This window comes from Pseudoselenomonas ruminantium, assembly GCF_900104055.1.
GTDB lineage: Bacteria > Bacillota > Negativicutes > Selenomonadales > Selenomonadaceae > Selenomonas_A > Selenomonas_A ruminantium_C.
In genome coordinates this window covers 27,246-48,095 of record NZ_FNJQ01000024.1, presented here as the reverse complement: position 1 = coordinate 48,095, position 20,850 = coordinate 27,246, and the positions used below count along the sequence as shown (strand labels likewise).

The following is a 20,850-nucleotide window of genomic DNA, read 5'->3' as shown; positions in this document are numbered from 1 at the left end:
AGGAGAGAAAGGGGCCATACCAATGGACGAACAGCGTGTCCGGGAGCTCCACCCGTGCTTTGGAGCAAAGCAGAACAGGGGGCGTATCCATTTGCCGGTATGCCCCGGGTGTAATCTGGAGTGCCGGTTCTGTGACCGGAAAATCAACGATGTGGAAAATCGGCCGGGGGTGACTTCGGCGGTCATCCGGCCGGAGGAGGCGGTAAGTTATGTGGAGCGGGCGCTGAAGTTCTGCCCGGAACTCAGCGTGGTGGGCATTGCCGGGCCGGGAGATACCCTGGCTTCGGACAGAGCTCTGCAGACCTTCCGCTTTATCGGCAATAAGTTCCCGCAATTATTGAAGTGCATGAGCACCAATGGCCTGCTGCTGAATGAGCGGGCCCAGGAGGTAATCGATGTGGGCATCGACACCCTGACGGTGACGGTGAATGCCGTAGATCCGGCCATTGAGGCCAGGATGATCAACGGACTTATCTATCATGGCAAGCGCTATACCGGTGAGGAAGCCGGAGCGATTATCATAAAGAATCAGTTGGAGGGCATCCGCAAGGTGGCGGCTGCCGGTGTGGTGGTCAAGGTCAATACGGTGCTGGTCAATGAGATCAACCGCTTCCATATTGGCGCCATCGCCAAAGCGGTCAAGGAAGCAGGGGCAACGATTTACAACATCATCCCGCTGATTCCCCAGCATGACCTCAAGGATTGCGAGGCCCCCAGCTGCGTGGATCTGGCGGTGGCCCGGAAAGAGGCGGGCAAACATATCGATGTGTTCCGCCACTGCCAGCACTGCCGGGCAGATGCGGTTGGTATCCCGGGGAAAAATAACTTCAGTCAGGAAGTTTACAAGGGGCTCCTGCAGGCGAAGGAAACTTTTTCCCACGGTTGATATATAAAAAGTGTTAGAAGGGGAGTTTTTTTATGGCAAAAGAAGGCTTACGACAAATTGCAATTTACGGTAAGGGCGGTATCGGCAAATCCACCACCACCCAGAATCTGACGGCGGGGCTCGCAGAACTGGGCAAGCAGGTCATGGTGGTGGGCTGCGATCCCAAAGCAGATTCCACCCGCCTGCTGCTGGGCGGTCTGGCCCAGAAAACCGTTTTGGATACCTTGCGTGACGAAGGGGAGGACGTGGAGCTCGACAGCATCTTAAAGACCGGTTATGGCGAGACTCGCTGCGTGGAATCCGGCGGTCCGGAACCCGGGGTAGGCTGCGCCGGCCGCGGCATCATCACCTCCATTGGCCTCTTGGAACGCCTGGGGGCCTATACCGATGATTTGGATTATGTGTTCTACGATGTTTTGGGCGACGTGGTCTGCGGTGGGTTTGCCATGCCAATCCGTGAGGGCAAGGCCAAGGAAATCTACATCGTGGCCAGCGGCGAAATGATGTCTCTCTATGCCGCCAACAATATTTCCAAGGGCATTGCCCGCTATGCGGAAAAGGGCGGCGTGCGTCTGGGCGGCATCATCTGCAACAGTCGCAACGTGGACCGGGAAATCGAACTGCTGCGAGCCTTTGCCGAAGAACTGGGCACACAGCTGATTCACTTCGTGCCCCGCGACAATATCGTCCAGCACGCGGAAATCAACAAGAAGACCGTTATCGAGTACAAGCCCGATGCACATCAGGCGGACGAATACCGTCAGCTGGCGCAGAAAATCGAGGAAAATGAGCTCTTCGTGATTCCCAAGCCCATGACGCAGGACAGGCTCGAAGAGATCTTGCTGGAGTACGGCCTGATGGATAACGTGGAAGACGATTATCGCATCTGACAGGAGGGAGAGCTTATGCCAAAGAAAATCAATCTGGATATTCCCTCCGTGGAGCAGCGCGAACAGCGTCTGGGAACCATCATCGCCTGGGACGGCACCACGGAGGAACTGCATAAAGAGTCCAGCTACGAACTGCGCGGCCAGCGGGAACGGGGCACGGGCTGCGGCGGCAACTGCCGTCTCTGCGAATTGCAGGGCCCCTTTACCCAAGGCTCTGTCTGCAGTGAGCAGATGGTAGAATGCCAGGCCGGCAATGTCCGGGATGCAGTGCTCATTCAGCATGCGCCCATCGGCTGCGGTGGCGGTCAGGTTCCCTATAACAACATCTACCGCAATGGTCTGGTCATGCGCGGTTTCAAGGCAGAAAACATCCGCATTATCAACACGAACCTGGTGGAAAGCGATATGGTGTTCGGTGCCGCCGACAAGCTGCGCCAGTCCATTGACGATGCCTGGGAACGCTATCAGCCCCAGGCCATCTTTGTGGCTTCCTCTTGCGCCACCGGCATTATCGGTGAGGATATCGAAAGCATTACGGACGAGAAGGAAGCAGAGCTGGGCATTCCGGTGATTCCCTTGGCCTGCGAAGGCTTCCGCTCCAAGCATTGGAGCACGGGCTTTGACGCCACCCAGCATGGAATCCTGCGGCAGATTGTGCGCAAGAACCCGACGAAGAAACAGGAGGATTTGGTCAATGTCATCAATCTCTGGGGTTCCGATGTGTTTACGCCCATGCTGGCCAATCTGAACCTGCGGGTGAATTATGTGGTGGACCTGGCGTCGGTGGAGGAGCTGGCCCAGATGTCCGAAGCGGCAGCCACCGTGGGCTTCTGCTACACGCTGTCCTCCTATATGGCGGCGGCATTGGAACAGCATTTCGGCGTGCCCGAAGTCAAGGCTCCCATGCCCTATGGCTTTGCCGGTACGGACGCCTGGCTGCGGGAAATCGCCAAGGTCACCCATCGGGAACATCTGGTGGAGGACTTCATTGCCAGGGAACACGCAAGAGTCAAACCGAAGATTGAGGAACTCAAGAAAAAACTCAAAGGCGTCAAGGGCTTCGTGGCCACAGGTTCGGCTTATGCCCATGGCCTGATTCAGGTCCTGCGGGAACTGGAAGTGGAGGTGGATGGTTCGCTGACCTTCCATCACGATCCGGTTTACGACAGCGGCGATTCCCGGGAAGATTCCTTAGGTCATCTGAACAAGCATTATGGCCAGGTAAAGAACTTCCATGTGTCCAATCGCCAGCAGTATCAGCTGTACGCCTTCCTGCAGGAGAATAAGCCCGACTTCCTGCTGATCCGCCATAACGGTCTGGCACCATTGGCAGCCCGCCTGGGAATTCCGGCAGCGCCCTTGGGGGATGAGCACATCGCCGTGGGCTATGACGGCATTGTGAATCTGGGCGAGACCATTTTGGAAATCCTGGCCCACAAGAAATTCCATGACGATATCAAGCGGCATGTCAAACTGCCCTATAAGAAGTGGTGGCTGGAGCAGAAGGATGCCTATATTCTGGCCAAACACCCGGAACTGGCAAAATTTGACGCCGATGAATTCCATGCCGAGCAGGAAAGAAAGGAGGCTGCCCATGCCTAAAATCAAGAAGGACCAGAACGGTCAGACTAATTCCATCAATCAGGTGCGCTATGGCTGCGCCTTGGGGGCACTCCATTCCGTCAGCGCCATTCCCGGCGCCATCCCCATCACCCACTGTGGCCCCGGCTGCGTGGACAAGCAGTATACCAGCCTGGTGTTCTACAATGGCTATCAGGGGGGCGGCTATTCCGGCGGTGCCGTACCGCCCAGCTCAAACCTGCAGGAAAAAGATGTGGTCTTTGGCGGAGCGCGGCATCTGGATGAACTCATTGCTGCATCTCTCAAAATCATGGATGGGGATTTGTTCGTGGTGCTCAACGGCTGTATCCCCGAAATCGTCGGTGACGATATCGGCGCCGTGGTGGCCCGCTATCAGGAGCAGGGTGTGCCCATCGTGTCGGCGGAAACCGGCGGCTTCAAGGGCAATAACTTCACGGGCCACGAGATTGTCACCGAGGCCATTATCGAGCAGTATGTGGATAAGTATGCCAAGGATAAAGACACGAAAAAGAAGGGCCTGATCAATGTCTGGTCGGAACTGCCCTTCCAGAATACCTTTTGGCGGGGCGATTTGACGGAACTCAAACGCATCTTGGAAGGGGCCGGTTGGGAGGTAAACATCCTCTTTGGCTATGGTTCCAAAGGCGTCAAGGAATGGCTGACCATTCCCAATGCCGAGTTCAACCTGGTGGTGGGGCCCTGGCTGGGTGTCAAGACGGCTAAGCTGTTGGAAAGAAAGTACGGCCAGCCTTATCTACACCTGCCAGTGTTGCCCATCGGTGCCAAGCAGGTGGCTGAATTCCTGCGAGCCATTGCTTCCTTTGCCAAGGAGAACGAAGTACAGACGGAAAAGTTCATCAAACAGGAGGAAAAGGAATACTACTATTATCTGGAACACTTCACCGACTTCTATGCCGAATACTGGTGGGGCCTGCCGGCGACCTATTCCGTGGTCAGTGATGCGGCCTATAATCTGGCCGTCAACAAGTTCGTGGTCAATCAGCTGGGCCTTATCCCGGTCAAGCAGTTCATCACCGACCATACGCCAGAAAAATACCGGGAAGCCATCCGGGAAGAGTACAAGCATCTGGCTGATGACGTGTCCGCCGAGGTGGAATTTGTGGAAGACGGCTATATCGTTGGCGAATTGCTGAAAAAAGAAGACTACGGCCATAAGCCGCCGGTCATCTTTGGCACCAGTTGGGAACGTGACGTGGTCAAGGAGCTGAACGGCCATATCGTGGAAGTCAGCTACCCGGTTTCCTATGACGTGGTGCTTAACAAAACCTATATTGGCTATCGTGGGGCGCTGACGCTGTTGGAAAAGATATTTACTACGGCTATCAGCAAATCTGCATAAATTACAAAATCCTTGTCTGGCTCTTTGGGAGCGGGCGAGGATTTTTTTAGTGCGTAGTGGCGCAGGTGCTTGCTTTTTGGCCTGCGCACTAAATGGCCCGCATGAAAGCAAGCACCTGCGCCAAGGTCACTTTCGTTCCTTGGCAGGATTATCATTGGGAGCGAAGAAAAATATACTTGTATCAGTTTGATTCTGTGAGGTGGGTTGTGGTGAATATTGTAATTGCGATAGATTCGTTTAAGGGTAGCATGACTTCTCTTGAGGCGGGGGAGGCTGCCTGCGTTGGTATCGAGCGGGTATTTCCGGATGCTAAGGTCAAGGTCATGCCTCTGGCCGATGGGGGCGAGGGCACGGTGGAGGCACTGACTTTGGGCATGGGCGGTGAGCTGCATAGAGTGAAAGTTACTGGTCCGCTGGGGGATAAGGTCGTGGCTGAGTATGGTATTTTGCCAGAGAGGAAAACGGCCATTGTGGAGATGGCTGCTGCTGCGGGACTTACTTTGGTGCCCCAGGACAGGCGCAATCCCCTCTATACCACTACTTATGGTGTGGGGGAAGTCTTGCGGGATGCTATCGACCATGGCTGCCGTCATTTTATCATCGGCATCGGCGGCAGTGCTACCAATGATGGTGGTCTCGGCATGCTGCAGGCCTTGGGCTATGAGCTGCTGGATGAAAATGGTGCGCATGTTCCTCGCGGTGCGATTGGGCTCAAGAAACTTGCCCGCATTGAAACGGGCAATGTTCTGCCGGAACTCAAGGACTGCACCTTCCGCATTGCCTGTGATGTGGCCAATCCCCTTTGCGGCCCGCAGGGGTGCAGTGCCGTTTTTGCCCCGCAGAAGGGGGCAAGTCCTGGTGATATTGCGGATATGGATAAATGGATGGCCCGTTATGCCGAACTATCCCGCGGGAAATTCCTCCATGCCGATGCTGAATCTCCCGGCGCCGGAGCGGCTGGCGGGTTGGGCTTTGCTTTTCTCACTTATACCAAGGCTAAGCTGGAATCTGGTATTGAGATCGTTCTGGCCGAAACAAAGCTTGAGGAGCAGATAGAAAAGGCTGACCTGGTGCTTACCGGGGAAGGGCGGCTGGATGGGCAGACCATCATGGGAAAGGCTCCCATTGGTGTGGCCAGGATTGCCAAGCGTCATAATAAGCCAGTCATTGCCTTGGCCGGCGGCGTGACTGCAGAGGCAAAGATTTGCAATGAGCACGGTATTGACGCGTTCTTTCCTATATTGCGGCAAGTATCGACGCTGGAAGAAGCTATGGATTCTGCCGTAGCCCGGCAGAATATGGTGGATAGTGTAGAGCAGGTGATGCGGCTGATAAAAGTTTACGATTTTAGAAAATAACATTTGACAAAATAGAATTTAGTAAATATAATAAACCCAGAGAGGAAAATTGACAATATATTTTTGGAGGGTTTGGAAATGAGCATTTACGGTTTGACGAAGGGCACGGAACTGGAACAGATGGTCAAGATGATCATGCAGGCAGAAGCCAATGGCACGATGATGTATTATGCTTTGGCACGGCTGGCCAAGGAGCAGGGCTTGGATGATGCGGCAGAGAAATTCATTGAATCTGCCAATCAGGAAGCCGTACATGCCGGTTTCTATGCCAACCTTAACGGCAGATATCCGCAGGATTTCTGGGGCCTTGTGCGTACAGTGCAGAAGGCGGAAGAAGCTGGTGAAGTCAAGGTTATGGCCATGGCTGCCAAGATGCGGGAAGCAGGCTTTGATGAAGCCGCTGACGAAATGGAAGTATTTGCTAAGCAAGAAGGTCATCACGGTGTAATGATGCAGGAACTTTTGGACAAGTACCAGCCGGAGGCACCGTCCCAGGCAGGCAAAGAAGTATATATCTGCCCGGTATGCGGCTTTGAACACGAAGGCAGCATGGATGATGAACCGGACGATTACGTCTGCCCACTCTGCGGCCAGCCGAAAGCGGCATTTAAAGCTCGTATGTAAAAAATAGGTAAAAAATTGACAGGTCAAAAGTGATTGACCTGTCAATTTTTACTTAATTATGCAGTCTTTTCATTAACCAGCAGCCTTTCCCCAGTGCGTGTTGGTATGACAGCGATAACGGAATTTTCCATGATATTCGGGAATGTCCGGGTTTTTGACGCGGTAAGTGTACGCTTTGTAGCCGCCTGCGGGAACGTAGATGTCGTTCACATAGTGGCGGATGCCGGTATCTGCCCACATCTGCTGCCCGTTGCTGGCGATGAGCGTGATATCAAGCTCTGTCCATTTGACGTATGCCCCTTGGTCACCGGTATTCTCGAAATAGCCGACGATTTCCACTTGGCCCGCTTGACGCATATGGACGCGTTCAATGCTGAATTTGATATGCGGTTTGGCCTCTGCTCCTTGAGGGAGTGCGGCAGCGCAGAACAGAGCCAGCGCAATCAAAGCCAGAAGCCTTAATGTGAGAGCCTTCATAGAACATACCTCCTTCATAAAGGTTAGAACACCTACACATTTATTTATTCGCCATACTACTCAATAATCCTGCTAAAATTCAAAAGATTCTAAAACTCTATACTCAAAGTGATGTGAAATTCCCTTGCTTTTGACAAATCAACTCCATAATACAATATCAGGGCGGCCTGACCAGTCAATTTGACCGGTCAGGCCGCCCGTTTTGTACCTGATTTTCAGGTTGACTTTAAATTTTCTCGTGCTCGAAAGCCGGTTCGGCGATAAGCTGTGATGATGCGTCCTCGCTTTCATCCTGGAACATATTTTCCATGCGGGCCACGGCCAGGGTGCTGACCACGTCGCCGGTTACGTTGAGGGCGGTGTGGATCATGTCGATGGGGCGGAAGATGCCTACGATCATGCCCATGATGGCGGTGGGAAGGCCCATGGTGTTCAGCAGCATGATGGCCAGCACGATGCCGCTGGCGGGGATGCCCGGGGTGCCGATGGAAATCAAAGTGGTCAGGAAGATGAACATGGCCTGCTGGCCCAGCGTCAAATCAACGCCGTAAATCTGGGACACAAAGATGATGGTGACGGCATAGTAAACTGCGATGCCGTTCATATTGATGGTAGCACCCAGCGGCAAGGAGAAGGACGCCAGCTCGCTCTTGACATGGAAATCCTCTTCCGTGACTTTGAGGCTGACGGGCAGGGTGCCGGAACTGCTGGTGGTGCTGAAGGCCACCAGCCAGATGCTGACAATCTTGCGGAAGAATTCCGTCAGCGGCACCTTGGCAATGACCTTGATGATGAAGAGATACAACAGCACGATAACGGAGAATGCCCCCACATAGTGCGTCAGGATGAACATGCCCAAAGCGCTGAACATGGCCGTGCCGTATTCGCCTACACTGCAGGCAGCCAGGGCCAGCACACCCAGCGGCGTGACCTTCATGACCAAATCCGTGAGTTTGAACATGATCAGCGTGCCTTCTTCGACGAATTTTTTCACGGTGCAGACCTTATTGCCCAGGATGGTCATGACGATGCCCAGGAAAGCCGCAAAGACGATGACCTGCATGATATTGCCCTCGCTGAGCGCGTGCAGCGGGTTAGAGGGAATCATGCTCAGGATGGTGCCGCCCACCGTCATGGGGTCTGCCTCTTTGATGGGCTCGCCTGTGGCGACAATCTGGTCAGCGCTGAAGCCTTTGCCCGGCTGCATAAGATTGGCGACGGCTAAACCGATGATGGTGGAAAGGATGGTGGTGATGACGTAAAAGCCCATGACCTTGGAGCCGATGCGCCGCAGCTTGCGGATGTCCCCGATATTGGCGATGCCGCCGATGATGGAAAAGAAAATCAGGGGAACGACGATCATCTGGATCAGCCGCAGGAAGATGTCACCCACAGGCTGCAGGAACAGGATGTCCTTCTGGAAGATGATGCCGAGGACTGTGCCGATGACAAAGGCAATCAGCACCTGAGTGGCTAGATTTAGTTTTTTCATAATGCCTCCTTGATAAAATAAAATGACTCCTTGAAAAAGATACACCTGTACGAAAATAATGAAATAATGGATGTTTATAATACCAAGAGTATATACCTTTTACGATTGACATGTCAATTTGTAAACCTATACAATTAAATGCCTATTGACATAATAGGTTAAAAGATATAACATTAGGCCATTAATGACAGTGAAAGAGAGGAAGAACATTTTTATATGAGCAGAGGCAAGGTAATTGTAGGCATGTCCGGTGGTGTGGACAGTGCGGTAACGGCATATTTATTGAAGGCGGCCGGTTTTGAGGTCATCGGCATCACGCTGAAATCCTGGACGGCGGGCAGCAGCAAGTGCTGTGAGATTGACGAGGCCAGCCGGACGGCGGCCATGCTGGGCATCACATACTATCCTTGGAATACGGTGGCTTGTTTTCACGATTATGTGACCAAGCCCTTTGTGGCCGATTATGAGGCAGGGCGCACGCCCAACCCCTGTGTGGAATGCAACCGCTATGTGAAATGGGATCAGCTGCTGGCAGTGGCGGCCTCCATGCAGGCGGATTATGTGGCCACGGGCCATTATGCAGTGATCGAGCAGCTGCCCAATGGGCGTTACACCTTGAAGCAGGGGGCCGATGGGCGCAAGGACCAGTCCTATATGCTCTACAAGCTCACCCAGGAGCAGCTGGCTCGTACCATCCTGCCCCTGGGGCGGCTGACGAAACAGGAAGTGCGGGATATTGCCCGCAAGGCGGGGCTGAATGTGGCAGACAAGGAAGAGTCCCAGGAAATCTGTTTTGTTACCGAGGGCAGTTACACCGATTACATCGAAGAATACAGCGATAAGGATTTGACGGCAGCAGGAAATTTCGTGGATGAAGCGGGCAAGGTCTTAGGCCGCCACAAGGGGATTATCCATTACACCGTGGGGCAGCGGAAAGGCTTGGGCTTGGCCCTGGGCTATCCGGCCTATGTCAAGGAGATAAGAGCCGCCGCCAATGAAGTGGTGGTCAGCCGGGAAGAGGGGCTCTATACAGATGAAGTATTGTGCGAGAATCTCTGCTTTATGTCCCTGACAGATATTGCACCGGGAGAAGTCGTATCCGCTCAGGTAAAGATACGCTATCACCATGCGGGGGCGGCGGCCCGCCTTCAGCGGGTGGGCGAGGACAGGATACAGATAAGATTTGCCGAACCCGTCCGCGCGCCGGCACCGGGGCAGTCGGCGGTGTTTTATGACGACGAAGGCCGTATCATTGGTGGCGGGAAAATATTTTTGGCAAATTAAGTTTACACCTATTGACATGATGGGTGTAATAGTGTAACATTAACCCAACGTCAAAAAGAAACTGACTGGAAGACCAGAGGTTTTGCTGAGAATTTTTCTGGGCAAAACCTCTTTTCTATGCCAGCAGAAAACCTATGGGGAAGGTCGTGATGATATGGAGAAACAGTATGTCAGCCGCTTCAGCAATAATTTGCAGCACAATATGGGGATACGCATCTACGGGCAAGGGGGGACACCGGTGCTGGTGTTTCCCACCCAGGATGCCATGAGCGATAACTTTGAGAACTTTGGCATGCTTGACACGCTGGCGGATTATCTGGACAGGGGACGCATCCAGCTGTTCTGCGTGGATACGGTGGATATCGAGACCTGGTCCAATGTCTGGGGGGATAAGGACTGGCGGGCCGGTCATCAGGAAGCTTATTATAACTACATCATTGATGAGGTGCTGCCTTATATCCGGGAAGTGAATGGCACGGGAGAATTGCCGCTGGCTGCCGGCTGCAGCCTGGGAGGGATGCATGCGGCTATCGTCTTTTTGCGCCGGCCGGAGCTCTTTGGCGGGATGCTTTCCCTGTCCGGTGTCTATGATGCCAAGTTCTTCTTCGATGGCTGGCTGAATCCTGTCCTCTATGACAATTCGCCCATCGATTTCCTGAGCAATATGGATAACAATCATCCCTATATCGCTCAGTACAACGAAAAGCCCCTGATCCTCTGCGTGGGGCAGGGGGCCTGGGAGGATGAGGGGCGGCGCACCACCGCCATCATGCGGGACATCTTTGCCGCCAAGGGCATCCAAGGCACCGTGGATTTCTGGGGCTATGATGTGGACCATGACTGGTACTGGTGGAAGCAGCAGATTCGCTACTTCCTGCCCCAGCTGTTGCATGAAAATTAATTGGGAGGTCTTTTTGGAATGAATTTTGTGTATATCTCGCCGCAGTTTCCCAAGCATTATGAGCATTTTTGTGACCGGCTCAACAAGAACGGTGTTACCGTGCTGGGCATTGGGGACACGCCCTATGAAAATCTTTCGGGGGAATTGAAGGCGTCTTTGACGGAATACTACTTCGTGCCGGATCTTTCCGACTATGATGCAGTGTTCCGGGCCGTGGCGTTCTTCTCCTTCAAGTACGGGAAGATTGACTGGCTGGAATCCAACAACGAGTTCTGGCTGGAACAGGATGCCCGCCTGCGGACGGATTTTCACATTACCACGGGAGAACAGTATGCCAATATCTCCCGCATCAAGCATAAGTCCGCCATGAAGGCGTATTATGCCAAGGCCGGGGTGCCCACGGCCCGCCTCGCCAAAGTCACGGACTATGAGGCGGCTCAGGCCTTTATCGGTCAGGTTGGCTATCCTGTTATCGTCAAGCCCGATACCGGGGTGGGGGCTACGGATACCTATAAGCTGGAAAATGATGAGGATCTGAAGCGCTTCTTTGCCAATAAGCCTGATGCGCCCTATGTGATGGAGGATTTCATCACAGGGGATATCTGCTCCTACGATGCCATCCTGGATAATGAAGGCAATCCCTTGCTGGAGTCCATGACGGTCTGGCCGCCTTCGGTCATGGATATCGTCATCAAGCAGCTGGACCTGTCCTATTATACGGTAGACCATGCGCCGGAGGCCTTGAAGAAAATGGGGCGGGCTACGGTCAAGGCCTTTGACGTCAAGAGCCGGTTTGTGCATCTGGAATTCTTCCGCCTGACCAAGGCCAAGAAAGGTCTGGGCGAGGTGGGTGACTTCGTGGGCCTCGAAGTGAATATGCGTCCCGCGGGCGGCTATACGCCGGATATGATTGACTATGCTCATTCCACGGATGTCTATCAGATTTGGGCGGATATGATAACGGACAATGAACGGAAAATCCCCGACAGCGGCGAGCATTGCTACTGCGTCTATGCGAGCCGCCGGGACTGCCACAACTACGCTCACAGTCATGAGGAGATACTGGAGCGTTATGGTGACAGCATGGTGATGTGCGAGCGCATGCCGGAGATGATGGTGCCGCAGATGGGGAATCAGATGTATACGGTCAAAACACCCGATAATGCAGCTACCCAGGAATTCATTCATTTTGTGCAGGCGAAAGCCTGAATATAAACCGGGCAAACGGATCAGCAGATGAAAGTGAGGAATCAAGCCATGAAAAATCCCCTGCGTTATCAGGTATCGGAATATGACTGCGGCCCCACATCGCTGCTGAATGCCGTTTCCTTCCTCTTTGAGCGGGAGGAGATACAGCCGGAAATCCTGCGCAATATCATGCTTTATTCGCTGGATTGCTACGGCAAGAGTGGTGTCCAAGGCCAGAACGGCACTTCCCGCATGGCCATGATGTTTTTGTCCCGCTGGCTTTCCGGAGCAGGCGAGGCGGGGCTTTTGCCCATCGAATGCCAGTACCTTTCCGGCAAGCAGGTCTATCTCGGGGAAAACAGCCTCGTGACCGATGCCCTATGCCGCAGCGGCGCCGTGGTCATGCGGCTGCATATGGACGGGGAGCATTATGTATTGCTGACGGGAAGAGAAGGGGAGAGGATTTACCTCTTTGATCCCTATTACATGGAGGAAAATCCCTTCGGTCCGGAGATTGAACTGGATTTGCAGCATCCGCTTAAGTACAACCGCATTGTGCCCTTTGCCTGCTTCAACCGGGAGGGGACGCAGCCCTATTCCCTGGGCAAGGTGGAGGAGCGGGAAGCTGTGTTGCTGTTTGACACCCGTACCAAACTCACGGCGGAGAGAACGATTGAATATTTCATATGATTTACAAAAAATCAGTTTCTGCCTATTGACAGACTGGGTGTAATAGTGTAACATTAACCCAACGCCAAAAAGGCGAGCAAACTGACTGGATAACCAGAGGTTTTGTGCAGGATAGTCCTGCGCAAAACCTCTTTTTTGTGTTTTAGGTTAGGGGGAATGCTAATGGGAATGACTGGTAAAGAACGGCTGACGGCGCTGCTGTCTGGAAAGGATGTGGACAGGATACCTGTCCTGAGCGTCTGTCAGTATGTCACCTATGGCCTGATGGAAAAGACCGGCGCGTACTGGCCGGAGGCGCATTATGACGGGGAGAAGATGGCCAGGCTTTCGGCCGGGGGCGCCGAGATCCTCCATTTGGATGCGGTGCGGGTACCTTACTGTCAGACGGTGGAAGCCGAAATCTATGGCTCTGCCATCAAGGACGGCGGGCGAACCCATCTGCCCAGCATAGCAAAGCCGGCCTTTTCTCTAGGGGAGGAGCCCCGGATACCGGAAAACTTCACGGCCAAAGGACGCATACCAGCGGTGCTGGATGCGATCCGGCGGCTCAAGCAGACGGTGGGGGCAGAAACCCTGGTGATGGGCAGTCTGGTGGGGCCCTTCAGCGTGGCCGCCAATATCATCGGCGTATCCGCTTTGCTGAAGGCCAGCCTCCGCAAGCCTGAACAGCTGGTGCCTTATTTCGAGGCAGCGGAAAAGACTGCGGAACAGTATGCCCAGGCCATAATCGATGCCGGCGCGGATGCCATTGTCATCGAAGACATGATGGCCTCGCTGGATATGATCAGCCCGAAGACTTATCAGGCCATGGCGGCTCCCTATGAAAAGCAGCTGATTGATTTCATCGGCGGCAGGGTGCCGGTCATCATTCATATCTGCGGCAAGCTGGATCAGGTGATGAAAGATGTGGCGGCCACCGGTGCTGCGGCCATCAGTGTGGAATCGGCGGTAGATATTCCGGCGGCGAAGGAAGAGTTCCGGCAGGCAGGGATAACGACTCCCATCCTGGGGGCGGTTCACCCCATCGATGTGCTGCTGGAAGGCAGCCGGGAAGATGTGCGCGAGGCGGTACAGCAGTCCGTGGCGGCTGGTGTGGATGCCATTTCGCCCGATTGCGCCATCGCCCCGGATACGCCGCTGGAAAATCTGCTGGAGCTGACCAAAGCAGCCGCCGAATTGGATCTGTAATTTCGTGTTTGGGAAAGAGAGGGAATGAAAATGGCAGACAAGGATATTTTAAGCGAACTGAAGCAGTCCATATTGGACTTTGATGAAGATGCTGCGCTGGAGCTGGCCCAAGAATCGCTGGCGCAGGGCATTGATCCCGTAGAAGCGGTGGGAGTGCTGGCGGACGGTCTCAATGAATTGGGCGTGAAGTTTGAACGCATGGAGGTATTCCTGCCGGAAATCATGCTGGCCTCCGATGCCTTCAAGAATGCCCTGAGCGTACTGGAGCCGGAAATCAAGAAGAAGAACACCGAAGGCAAGAAGGCCATTCCTATTGTCATCGGCACGGTGCAGGGGGATATCCATCAGGTGGGCAAGGACATGGTGGCAACCTTCCTGGCTACGGCTGGTTTCGAGGTCTACGATCTGGGTGTGGATGTGGCGCCGTCCCGCTTCCTCGAAGAGGCCAAGCGTCTGGGGGCCAAGGTAATTGCGGCGGCATCGCTGATGTCAACCACCCGTCCGGTGCAGAAGGACCTGATAGACTTTTTGGAGGCCAAGGGCGTGCGTGACCAGTTCATCGTGCTGGTGGGCGGCGGCGTAGTCACCCAGGAATGGGCGGACCAGATAGCCGCTGACGGTTACGGTCAGGATGCCATCGCCACTGTAAACTTAGCTAAGCGGTTGCTGCATGTAGCCTGAAGCTAAAAGCAAGATCCGTGATGTTAGATAAGAGTGCATAAGCACCAGTGTTTTGGGGAACGGAGGAAATGACTATGAGCCATGGTTCAAAAGGTAAATTCATCGAGTATTGGGGGCGCGGTGAGACTGGCCCCATCACCTTCCAGAAGGAATTTGACACGAAAGTATATTGGCCGAGACTGAAAGAACTCACCAAGAAATACGGCATTGAGTACGCTGAAGGCAAAGTGGTTCCTACGGACGATGACGAGCTGGATGCCATCTGGCAGGCCGGCAAGGAACTGCTCTTGGACGTGGGTATCCTGAATGTATCCACGGAACGACGCATTCTCTTTACCGAAGAGGAAATCGACGCGGCTTTGGAAAACCTGCCCCGCAGCGTGACTTTAGGGGAAGGGCAGGACGCGATAACCATTCCGCACCGGGGCTTTGAGGATTACGACAACGGGCCAACCCCGGTGGGCACCATGGGCCGCATCTTAGGACCGATTTCCGATGACCTTTATGAGAAGATTGCCCTGTCCTATGCACAGGAACCTTTGGTGGATTATGTGCATTTCCAGGGCGTGAAGACGGAAATCAACGGGATACCCATCAAACCGGGTTCTCCCTTTGAAATGATGGCTGAACAGCAGCATGTGGCAGTCGTCAATGATATAAAACGGCGGGTGGGCCGTCCGGGACTTCCCGATGGCGGCTCCACGCCAGTGAATCTCCAGGCGGAAATGGCAGCAGCCAATCCCCTCTGGGGCGTGAAGAAGGGCGATGTGCGCCATGTCTACATCATGCCTCAGCTCAAGACGGACTATGACCAGATGAGCCGCGCTTATTTCTGGCATTCCTATGGCGCCAACATCTGGGGCATCTTGCAGGCCTATATTGGCGGTGCCGCCGGCGGCCCGGCAACTTCAGCCGTAAATGGCGTGGCCGACCTCCTGGCTTATGTGATGCTCTACGAGCCCACGCTTTTGGGCACCTGGCCGACCGATGCGCTCTACTTCAGCAACTCCAGCAAGTACGCCCTCTATGTGGCCAACTACGGCGGGGCGGCTTTCAGCAAGCACACCCACTTCCCGGCACTGGTCGGTGCCGCCTGGCAGATGACGGCAGGCATCAACAGTGAGGAATACTTCTGGGAGACGGCAGCCGGAGCTATCGGCAGTGCGACATTGGGCTTCCTGGTGGCTGGTGGCACGGGGCATCAGAGTGCAGGCCTCGACCAGGCTGGCGGCTTAGGTGCAAGATTTGCCGCCGATGTGGGCAAGGCCGTGGGCAAAGCGCGGCTGACGCGTGTACAGGCCAATGAACTGGTCAACCGTATCCTGCCCAAGTATCAGCCGCTGATTGACAACCGCACCCTGCATACCGTGGGCGGGGACTTCCGCACGGCTTACGATTTGAAGACCGTACAGCCCAAGCCGGAATATCTGGCCATTTACAACAAGGTAAAGGCCGAGCTGCGTGAAATGGGCCTGCCCATCCAATAAGCAAGCCTGTGGAAAGGAGAGGATGATGTGGCGGATACTGTAGAGATTGTATTCCAACCCTCCGGCAGGCGGGGCAGAACGCTGGCAGGGACAACCCTGCTGGCGGCAGCCCAGGAGCTGGGGGTGGGCATTGAAGCCGTCTGTGGCGGCAAAGGTGTCTGCGGCAAATGCCGGGTTATCGTGGAAGAAGGCCGTTTTGAGAAACTGGGCATTGCATCCAGCCGGGGCCATGTGTCAGCGCTTTCGCCGGTGGAAGAAAAATTCTTCAGCCGGGAGGAGCTAGAGCAGGGCTACCGGCTGGCCTGCCTGGCCCAGGTTAATGCGGATTTGGTGGTGACGGTGCCCGAAGAAAGCCGCACGGCCAAGCAGGTGATCTTGGAACAGGGGAAGACGCGTGCTTACAGCCTCAATCCGGCGGTGAAGCAGTACAGCCTGACCATCGAGCCTGCTGCGCTGGACGACGCCCGGGATGACAGGCAGCGCCTGCTGGATGCACTGGCACAGAGCTATGGCCTGGAGCATCTGACCGTTGACTATAACGTACTCCGCGACCTACCGCAGGTTTTGCGCCAGCAGGACTGGCAGGTTACGGCCACGGTCTGGCAGGGGCAGGAAGTCATCCGGGTAGTGCCGGGCAGAGAAGCCGCCCCGAGTCTGGGCATCGCTATTGACATTGGCACCACTACGCTGGCGGCATTCCTCTGTGATCTGACCACAGGGGAGCTTTTGGGGCGGGCCTCCCGCATGAACCCGGAAATCGGCTATGGGGAAGACGTGCTGGCCCGCATATCCTATGCCATGAGCAATGAGGATGGCCGGGACAAGTTGCAGCAGGTCATGCTGAAGGCTATCAGCGAACTGGCTGCGGAGATGACGGCGAAGATTGGCCGCAAGCCCCTGGAGGTGGATGAAATGGTGCTGGTTTACAATACGGCCATGCACCATTTCACTTTGGGGCTGGAGCCGAAGTTCATGGGGCGTTCGCCCTTTGTACCGGCGGTCAGTGAGCCTTTGGATATCAAGGCCAGGGATTTGGGAATTGCCATCAATCCTGCGGCCAATATCCATTCTCTGCCGGTGGAAGCGGGCTTTGTAGGGCCGGACAATGTGGCGGTGCTGCTGGCTGAGGAACCATATAAGAGCGACAAGGTAAAACTCATCATCGACATTGGTACCAATGGCGAGATTGATTTGGGCAATAAGGACAGGTTGTTATCCACCTCCTGTGCCACCGGCCCGGCGCTGGAAGGCGCTCAGATTGCCTTTGGCATGCGGGCGGCAGCCGGCGCCATCGAGCGGGTGGAGATAGACGCGGAGACCAAGGAACCCCGCTATAAGGTAATCGGACAGGAGACCTGGTATCCTGAATTGAAATTCACCGGTGCCCAAGGCATCTGCGGTTCCGGCATCATCGATGTGGTGGCGGCCCTCTATACGGCGGGCATCATTTCCAAGGCCGGCCGTATCAACGGCAGGCTGGAAACGCCCCGGGTGCGCAAGGATGAGAATGGCCGTCTGGAATATGTGCTGGCCTGGGCGGAGGAAACCGCCATCCATAAGGATATCACCATCAAGCAGGGAGATATCCGGGCCGTGCAGCTGGCCAAAGGAGCCATCTATACGGGGGCGAAATACCTGATGGAAAAATACGGCATTGAGCAGGTGGAAGAAGTCATCCTGGCCGGGGCTTTTGGCAGTTATATCAACAAGCAGAGTGCCCTGACCTTGGGACTGTTTCCCGACTGTGATCTGGATAACGTCAAGGCCGTGGGCAATGCCGCCGGGGATGGTGCCCGCATTGCCCTGTTGGATATCGACAAGCGCCGGGAGGCGGCCAGTGTCGCAAGGCAGGTGGAATTTGTGGAAACGGCGGTGGAGCCGGACTTCCAGACGCGTTTCATGGAAGCGCTGGCCATTCCCCATGCCAAGGATAGTTTCCCCCATCTGACATAGGGGAAATCCGATTGACGGGAAAGGAGGAGCCTATGAGAGAGGAGGATTTTCCCTGCCTGGGAGAGCCGGAACGCCCCATCACTGAAGACCTCTGCCGCAATGCCGGAGCAAGATATACCTCGGTGTTCAGCAAGGCGGAGGATATGGTGCGGGCGGCCTTGGAAGTCAAGCGGCTGAACCGCGATGTCTGGGTGAAGCTGCCCTTCTGTGTAACCATCGAGGCCGAGGCCCTGGGGGCGGAGGTATCCCTTAATTCTCTGTACGGCGTGCCGGCGGTTACCCGTTTCCGTTATGAGCGGCTGGCAGATATTGAGGAATTGCCTCATTTGGATTTTTCCCAGGGGCGGCTGGCGGAGGTCTTGCGGGCGGCTGCCATTTTGCAGGCCCAGGGAGAAAATATCATGTTGAATATCGAAGGCCCCTTTACCGTTTTAGGTCAACTGATTTCGGCCAAGGAAATATACAAGGGGCTTTACCGGCAGCCCGGAAAGCTCAATCAGATATGCGCCCGGATTGGCAAGGAACTGGCCCGTTATGCCCAGGAGGCAGAGTGCCATGGGGTAAGCCTGCTTTCCTATGCGGACCCCACGGTGGCCAGCAGTCTGGTCTCGCCGCAGATTTACCAACAGATCTGCGGCAGGATCTCCTGGGAAGTGCTGAAGGAAATGGAGGCGGCCACGCAAAGGGTAGCCATACATCTTTGCAATGTCACTTCGGTGGGCTTTGAAAAAGCCGGCTTTTGTACCTCGGATAAGATAGCATTTGATGTGCTGCAGCTGACTTATGGAGAAGCCTTGCTGGAAGCTATCCATAAGTCCCGCGGGCGTTTTTGGGGGCATGGCTGCGTGCAGCGGTCCTACAGTCCTCTTTGCAATGGGGGCGTGTATCAATTACAGCTTAGGGAATCACTGGCTGATGAGGAGGAAAGAAATTATGGCAACTGAGCAGGAACTGCACCAGGGACTCTATGAGGCTGTGGTGGACATGGATGAAGACCGGGCGGCAGAACTGGCCCGCCAGGTGGTAGCAGAGGGTTATGATGCCTATGCGGCCATCGAAGATGGCCTTTCCCGTGGCATGGACAAGGTGGGGGAGCTTTATGAGCAGGAGGAATATTTCATCCCGGAACTGCTGCTCTGTTCCGATGCCATGTATGCGGGCATCGATATCCTGAAACCCCATATTGTCCGTCAGGAAAACAGCGAAAGACATGTGGTGGTCATTGGCGTGGTGGAAGGGGATACCCATGATATCGGCAAGAACCTCGTGAAAATCATGCTGGAAAGCGCCGGTTTTGAGGTTATCGACCTGGGGCGGGATATCAAGCCCCAGGCCTTCCTGCAGGCAGCCAAAGAGCATGAGGCCGAGATCATTGCCCTGTCCACCCTGATGACCACAGCCATGCCGGCCATGAAGGAGGTCATTGACCTGCTGGAAGAAAAGCAGCTACGAAAAAACTACAAGGTGGTCATTGGCGGCGGTCCCATCTCGCCAGGCTTTGCCAAGAAAATAAAAGCCGATGCCTATGCGGTGAATGCGGCTGAAGCCGCCCGCATTGCCAAGGAACTGGTGGGACTGGAAGAAAAGGTCAGACAGACGGCTTAGGAGGATGCCTATGAATGAACTATCGCCGAAAGAAAGACTGGACCGGGTGCTGGCAGGAAAAACGGTTGACCGCCCGCCGGTCATCTGCCCCGGCGGCATGATGAACAGTGCTACCACCGATGTGATGGATGAATGCGGGCTGTTTTTCCCGGAAGTGCATAAGAGTGCGGCGGACATGGCCAGGCTATCCACGGCGGTGCAGCAGCGTACGGGTTTTGAGAACTTCGGTATTCCTTACTGCATGACCGTGGAAGCGGAAATCCTGGGCAGCGAGATCGACTTTGGCAATCACGACTGCGAACCCAAGATTGCCAAGGAATACTATGCACATAGCGCCGATGTCATCCAGCGTGATCCGAAGGAATTGGTGAAAGAGGGGCGGATTGCGGCTATTGCGGAGGCTGGTTTTGCCATCAGCCGTCAGCAGCCGGATATTCCCGTTATTGGCAGCCTCACGGGACCGGTATCTACAGCGGCTTCCATCGTGGACCCCATGGTGTTCCTGAAGGAGCTGCGGAAGGATAAGGAGAATGCCCATCGGGTGCTGGATTATGTGACGGATTTCCTGATCGAATATGCCCGGGTGCTGGTGGACAGTGGTTTTTCGGTGATCACCATTGCAGATCCCACGGCCACGGGAGAAATCCTTGGCCCCAAGATGTTCGGTGACTACGCCGTACCCTATCTCAACAAGCTGCTGGATGCCATCCATGCCATGGATACCAAGGCCATCGTGCATATCTGCGGGCGGCTGGACGCAGTGAAAAAGCCATTGTCCGCTATCCGGGGGGATGCCATCAGCACCGATGCCATGGTCAATCTGCTGGATATCAAAGAGGTGCGGGATGGCGGTGTGGTCATGGGCAATGTCAGCACCTTTGCCCTGCAGCTGCAGACACCAGATGTGATACAGCAGGTGACGGAACGGCTGGTGAACAATAAGATTGATATCATCAGCCCGGCCTGCGGCCTGTCTACCAAAACTCCGGTGCAGAATATTGCGGCCATGACAGGCACTGTAAAATACAGTTGAGGAAAAATTTTTGGGCAAATTTTGTTTACACCTATTGACATGATTGGTGTAATAGTGTAACATAAGGTCATCGTCAAGCGAGGAAACTGACTGGAAGAACCAGAGGTTTTGCATAGAAGCATTTTCTGTGCAAAACCTCTTTTTACTATGA

The 20,850-nt window shown here is 54.7% G+C and carries 19 protein-coding genes; 17 read left to right on the top strand and 2 right to left on the bottom strand.

Annotation, left to right across the window (positions count from 1 at the left end; all coding sequences use genetic code 11):
- The first annotated feature begins 22 nt into the window (after positions 1–22).
- The 6 genes from BLQ59_RS10675 to BLQ59_RS10650 all read left to right on the top strand — a co-directional run bounded on the left by BLQ59_RS10675 (position 23) and on the right by BLQ59_RS10650 (position 6,720).
- Positions 23–886, top strand: coding sequence for a radical SAM protein (locus tag BLQ59_RS10675; protein ID WP_074572878.1), 864 nt, complete (start codon positions 23–25; stop codon positions 884–886).
- A 32-nt stretch (positions 887–918) separates the two neighbouring features.
- The gene (gene nifH, locus BLQ59_RS10670) at positions 919–1,776 is read left to right on the top strand and encodes a nitrogenase iron protein (protein WP_073090165.1); all 858 of its coding nucleotides are present in this window, start codon (positions 919–921) and stop codon (positions 1,774–1,776) included.
- Positions 1,777–1,791: 15 nt separating this feature from the next.
- Entirely contained in the window at positions 1,792–3,378 is a 1,587-nt protein-coding gene (locus BLQ59_RS10665) for a nitrogenase component 1 (RefSeq protein ID WP_073090164.1), read from the top strand.
- Positions 3,371–4,738: a nitrogenase component 1 gene (locus BLQ59_RS10660; protein ID WP_073090163.1), complete on the top strand. Its 1,368-nt coding sequence runs from the start codon at positions 3,371–3,373 to the stop codon at positions 4,736–4,738. The genes BLQ59_RS10665 and BLQ59_RS10660 overlap by 8 nt, the downstream gene beginning before the upstream one ends.
- 209 nt (positions 4,739–4,947) lie before the next feature.
- On the top strand, positions 4,948–6,096 hold the full coding sequence (locus BLQ59_RS10655; protein ID WP_074572890.1) for a glycerate kinase family protein: 1,149 nt from the start codon (positions 4,948–4,950) through the stop codon (positions 6,094–6,096).
- 78 nt (positions 6,097–6,174) lie between these two features.
- Entirely contained in the window at positions 6,175–6,720 is a 546-nt protein-coding gene (locus tag BLQ59_RS10650) for a rubrerythrin family protein (RefSeq protein ID WP_074572877.1), read from the top strand.
- 72 nt (positions 6,721–6,792) lie between these two features.
- Here the strand turns inward: BLQ59_RS10650 and BLQ59_RS10645 are convergent, their stop codons facing one another.
- Entirely contained in the window at positions 6,793–7,197 is a 405-nt protein-coding gene (locus BLQ59_RS10645) for a hypothetical protein (protein ID WP_074572876.1), read from the bottom strand.
- 226 nt (positions 7,198–7,423) lie between these two features.
- Positions 7,424–8,689, bottom strand: coding sequence for a dicarboxylate/amino acid:cation symporter (locus tag BLQ59_RS10640; protein ID WP_074572875.1), 1,266 nt, complete (start codon positions 8,687–8,689; stop codon positions 7,424–7,426).
- Positions 8,690–8,905: 216 nt separating this feature from the next.
- Here BLQ59_RS10640 and mnmA point away from each other — a divergent pair, with 216 nt between their 5' ends.
- From mnmA to BLQ59_RS10585, 11 genes are all read left to right on the top strand, one after another.
- A complete protein-coding gene (mnmA, locus tag BLQ59_RS10635; protein ID WP_074572874.1) occupies positions 8,906–9,973 on the top strand; it encodes a tRNA 2-thiouridine(34) synthase MnmA in 1,068 nt (355 codons plus the stop codon).
- A 154-nt stretch (positions 9,974–10,127) separates the two neighbouring features.
- Entirely contained in the window at positions 10,128–10,874 is a 747-nt protein-coding gene (locus BLQ59_RS10630) for an esterase family protein (protein WP_074572889.1), read from the top strand.
- Between the two features lie 18 nt (positions 10,875–10,892).
- Positions 10,893–12,083: an ATP-grasp domain-containing protein gene (locus tag BLQ59_RS10625; RefSeq protein ID WP_074572873.1), complete on the top strand. Its 1,191-nt coding sequence runs from the start codon at positions 10,893–10,895 to the stop codon at positions 12,081–12,083.
- A gap of 48 nt (positions 12,084–12,131) precedes the next feature.
- A complete protein-coding gene (locus BLQ59_RS10620) occupies positions 12,132–12,752 on the top strand; it encodes a peptidase C39 (RefSeq protein ID WP_074572872.1) in 621 nt (206 codons plus the stop codon).
- A 162-nt stretch (positions 12,753–12,914) separates the two neighbouring features.
- Positions 12,915–13,940: an MtaA/CmuA family methyltransferase gene (locus BLQ59_RS10615; RefSeq protein ID WP_074572871.1), complete on the top strand. Its 1,026-nt coding sequence runs from the start codon at positions 12,915–12,917 to the stop codon at positions 13,938–13,940.
- 30 nt (positions 13,941–13,970) lie between these two features.
- Positions 13,971–14,621 (top strand): cobalamin B12-binding domain-containing protein, encoded by a 651-nt coding sequence (locus BLQ59_RS10610; protein WP_074572870.1) that lies wholly within the window; start codon positions 13,971–13,973, stop codon positions 14,619–14,621.
- A 74-nt stretch (positions 14,622–14,695) separates the two neighbouring features.
- On the top strand, positions 14,696–16,108 hold the full coding sequence (locus BLQ59_RS10605) for a monomethylamine:corrinoid methyltransferase (protein WP_074572869.1): 1,413 nt from the start codon (positions 14,696–14,698) through the stop codon (positions 16,106–16,108).
- Between the two features lie 27 nt (positions 16,109–16,135).
- Positions 16,136–18,061, top strand: a complete 1,926-nt coding sequence (locus BLQ59_RS10600; protein ID WP_074572868.1) for an ASKHA domain-containing protein — start codon at positions 16,136–16,138, stop codon at positions 18,059–18,061.
- A gap of 32 nt (positions 18,062–18,093) precedes the next feature.
- Positions 18,094–19,005 (top strand): uroporphyrinogen decarboxylase family protein, encoded by a 912-nt coding sequence (locus BLQ59_RS10595; protein ID WP_074572867.1) that lies wholly within the window; start codon positions 18,094–18,096, stop codon positions 19,003–19,005.
- Entirely contained in the window at positions 18,995–19,666 is a 672-nt protein-coding gene (locus BLQ59_RS10590) for a corrinoid protein (protein ID WP_074572866.1), read from the top strand. The genes BLQ59_RS10595 and BLQ59_RS10590 overlap by 11 nt, the downstream gene beginning before the upstream one ends.
- A gap of 10 nt (positions 19,667–19,676) precedes the next feature.
- Positions 19,677–20,699, top strand: coding sequence for a uroporphyrinogen decarboxylase family protein (locus BLQ59_RS10585; protein WP_074572865.1), 1,023 nt, complete (start codon positions 19,677–19,679; stop codon positions 20,697–20,699).
- Positions 20,700–20,850: the final 151 nt, after the last annotated feature.